The 3,767-nt window shown below is 70.9% G+C and carries 3 protein-coding genes; 2 read left to right on the forward strand and 1 reads right to left on the reverse strand.

Translation table 11 applies throughout. The features are described from left to right. The first annotated feature begins 212 nt into the window (after nt 1-212). The gene (locus FNQ90_RS15635; RefSeq protein ID WP_182606944.1) at nt 213-1,160 is read left to right on the forward strand and encodes a methionyl-tRNA formyltransferase; all 948 of its coding nucleotides are present in this window, start codon (nt 213-215) and stop codon (nt 1,158-1,160) included. 181 nt (nt 1,161-1,341) lie between these two features. On the opposite strand, the gene FNQ90_RS15640 is transcribed toward FNQ90_RS15635, so the two are convergent. Next, nucleotides 1,342-2,958 carry an MFS transporter gene (locus tag FNQ90_RS15640; protein ID WP_182606945.1) on the reverse strand — a complete coding sequence of 539 codons (1,617 nt, stop codon included), beginning with the start codon at nt 2,956-2,958 and terminating at the stop codon, nt 1,342-1,344. A gap of 163 nt (nt 2,959-3,121) precedes the next feature. Here FNQ90_RS15640 and FNQ90_RS15645 point away from each other — a divergent pair, with 163 nt between their 5' ends. Further along, complete coding sequence (locus tag FNQ90_RS15645) at nt 3,122-3,724, forward strand: helix-turn-helix domain-containing protein (protein WP_407699373.1); 603 nt, start codon at nt 3,122-3,124, stop codon at nt 3,722-3,724. The last annotated feature ends 43 nt before the right edge of the window (nt 3,725-3,767 follow it).

Genomic DNA, 3,767 nt, shown 5'->3' on the forward strand with positions numbered 1-3,767 from the left:
GGGGGAAGGGGGCGTCCCCGGAGCACGGAGGTGCCCGACGGTCACCCAAACTTAGGTAAGGCTAACCTGACATGATTGACCTGTCGACCGACCCCGGTGATCACCGTCGGTGGCGTATCGGGTGAACCGGCCGAAACCCGGGGCCCGTTGCCAAGTTAGGTAAGGCTTGCTTTACTTGGCGCCGGTCAGTCGCCTTCCGAGGAGGAATCCCCATGCGGGTCGTCATGTTCGGCTATCAGACCTGGGGCCATCGCACCCTGCGGGCGCTCCTGGACTCCGAACACGACGTGGTGACGGTCGTGACCCACCCCGCCAGTGACCACGCCTACGAGAAGATCTGGAGCGACTCGGTCGCCGACCTCGCCGACCGACACGGCGTCCCCGTCGTCCTGCGCAACCGACCCGACGACGAGGAACTCTTCCGGCTCCTCAAGGACGCCGACCCCGACCTCATCGTCGCCAACAACTGGCGCACCTGGATCCCGCCGCGGATCTTCGGCCTCCCCCGCCTGGGCACCCTCAACATCCACGACTCGCTGCTGCCGAGGTACGCCGGCTTCTCCCCCCTGATCTGGGCCCTCATCAACGGCGAGAAGGAGGTCGGCGTCACCGCGCACATGATGAACGACGAACTCGACGCCGGCGACATCGTCGTGCAGCGCGCGGTCCCCGTCGGCCCCAAGGACACCGCCACCGACCTGTTCCACCGGACGGTGGACCTCATCGCCCCCGTCACCACCGAGGCCCTCGCCCTGCTCGCCTCCGGGCGAACGGAGTTCACCCCCCAGGACCGCTCCCTGGCCACCTTCTTCCACAAGCGGTCCGAGGAGGACATCCGGATCAACTGGGACTGGCCCGCCGAGGCCCTGGAACGCCTGGTGCGCGCCCAGTCCGCCCCCTACCCGGCCGCGTTCACCTTCCACCGGGGCCGGCGCCTGGAGATCCTCTCCGCCGTCGTCTCGAAGGGCCGCTACGGCGGCACCCCCGGCCGGATCTTCTACCGCGAGGGGGACGGCGTGGTGATCGTCGCCGGCGCCGACGCCCGCACCGGCCGCAACCACGGCCTGGCCCTCACCCGGGTGCGCACCGGGGACGGTCGCGAACTGCCCGCCGGTGAGTACTTCACCTCCATGGGCGGCTACCTCACCGCCCGCCCCTGACGGCCCGGCCGGCGCCCCGGCCCGTGGCGCGATGCCCCGGGCCGGGATCGCCGCACGGCAGCCGCGTCCCGGCAGAGCCGGTCCCGTTCCCCCGGCCTCCTTTTTCCGGCCTCGTTCCCCGGGCCCCGGATCCCCCGGCGTCGGGTCCCCGGCACGAACGTGCCGCGTGCCGTCCGTCGGATCAGCGGCCGGCGAGAGCCTCGGCGGTCCCGACCCCATCCGTCTTCGGGGGAGCCCCGTTTCCCGTCCCCTTCGCCCCCTTCGGTCCCTTCAGGACGATGTGGAGGAACAGGACGCCCATGACCGCCACGCCCACCCACATGGCCTGCTGCCAGCCGTCCACGAAGGATTGCTGAGCCGCGTGGACGAGCTCCCGGGCGTGTGAACCGGCGCCTTCCGCGACCTCGACGGCGTTGGCGACGCCCTCACGGGCGGTGTCCGCCGCTTCCGGGGGGATGCCGTGCAGACGGTCCTCGATGGCGCCGCGATATCCGACGGCCACCAGCGCGCCGAGCAGGGCGACGCCCAGGGCGGTGCCGAACTCCCGGGTGATGTCGTTCAGGGCGGAGGCGACGCCCTGCTTCTCGCGCGGCAGGGAGCCGGTGATGGCCTCGGTGGAGGGCGTCATGGACAGACCCATGCCGAGGCCCATGGCGAGCATGCCGGGCAGGACGGTCGGATAGCCGCCGTCGACGGAGACGAACAGCGCCATCAGGGCCAGGCCGACACCGGCCACTGCGATGCCCGTGGCCATGGTGGCCCGGGCTCCGACGCGCTCGGCCAACCGCGGGGCGAGGCCGGAGGCCATCATCATGACGATGGCCATGGGCATCAGCGCGAGCGTGGCCGAAAGACCCGAGAAGCCGAGCACGGCCTGGAAGAACGGGAACATGACCACGGCGATGCCCGCCTGGACACCGAAGACCACCAGCAGGGTGATGGAGCCGCCGCTCAGGCCTCGCTCGCGGAACAGCCGTACGTCCAGCAGCGAGGCGTCACGCAGGCGCAACGCCCGGAGCACGAAGCCGAGAACGGCCAGGAGGCCGACGACGAGGGCGATCAGCGTCGCGGGATGGGTCCAACCGCGATCGGGACCCTCGTGCAGGACGAAGACGAGACCGACCACGGCGACCGCGGAGACCAGTCCGCCGACGGTGTCGAAGCCGTGGACGGAGCCCTCGCGGGAGTTGGGGACCGACCTCACCGCCATGACCAGGGCCACGAGGACCAGGGCGACGGGCAACACGAACAGGTGGCGCCAGTCGGCGACATCGACCAGGAGCGCGGAGAGGAACATCCCCAGGATGCCGCCGCCTCCGGCGATGCCGGTCCACACCCCGATCGCCCTGCCGCGCTGTTCGGCGGGGAAGGTGGAGGTGATGACGGCCAGGGTGATCGGCATGATCATCGCCGCGCCGACACCGCCGACCAGGCGCGCGACCATCATGCTCTCGGCCGTCGGGGCCAGGCCGGCCGCGACGCTCGCGATACCGAAGAGCCCCAGACCGGTGATGAGCACGGGCTTGCGGCCCAGCCGGTCACCGAGGGCGCCGAGCGGCAGCAGCAGTGCGGCCAGGGTCAGGGTGTAGATGTTGATGATCCACAGGACGGTGCCCTGTGAGACACCGAACTCGACCGCCATGTGGGTCTGGGCGACGCCCAACCCCGACACCGAAGCGATGACGGCCATGAGCGCCAGGGAAACGGTGATGAGGATCAGGCGCAGCCGGCGCGCGTCGGGCGTCCCGGCGTCGTTCTCCTCGATGGCCGCCGGTCGGTCGGACTGATGGGTGCTCATGGATTCCTCTCCGAGAGGGCATGCGGAGTCGGCGCCGGTGCGGGTCCGGTCGTCGAAGTGGGGTGGCGGGGCCGTCACCACGCCCTGATTCGGGCGCGGGGATTTCGGACCGTCCGGGAACGACGCTAACCCCGACTTGCGTCACGGGCATACGATGTTGCCCATGACGCAAGAAGATGGCGACCTGGACAGCCTCGTGCGCAAACGGATCCGAGCCCTGCGGGTGGCCCAGGGCTGGTCCCTGGAGGAACTGGCCGGGCGTGCCCACCTCAGCCAGTCCTCACTGAGCCGCATCGAGAACGGCCGACGACGCCTCGCCCTGGATCAGCTCGTGACCCTCGCCCGCGCGCTGGACACCACCCTCGACCAGCTCGTCGAGACCGCGACCGACGACATCGTCACCAGCCCGATGATCGACAACGTCCACCGGATCATGCGCTGGCGCGTGAAGGGCGACCCCGGCATGAGCGTCATGCGCCAGTACCTGACCGAACCCCCGCCCGACAACCCGGCGCGGATGCGCGCCCACCCCGGACGCGAATGGCTCGTCGTCCTCTCGGGCACCGCGACCCTCATGCTCGGCCACCGTCGATTTCGCGTCGAGACCAACCAGGCCGCCGAGTTCCCGACGATGATGCCGCACGCGATCGGGGCCGAGGGCGGACCGTGCGAGATCCTGGGCATCTTCGACCGCGAGGCCCGCCGCGGTCACCGGCGCGATGACGAGGCCCCCGATGAGCACGACACGTCGGCCGGCCGGGAGTGACGACACGGGTGGCGGGAGAGCGGGCGGGCCCCGTGGACGAGGG

Origin of the sequence: Streptomyces alkaliphilus, from assembly GCF_014141535.1 — a bacterium.
Classification (GTDB): Bacteria; Actinomycetota; Actinomycetes; order Streptomycetales; family Streptomycetaceae; genus Streptomyces; species Streptomyces alkaliphilus.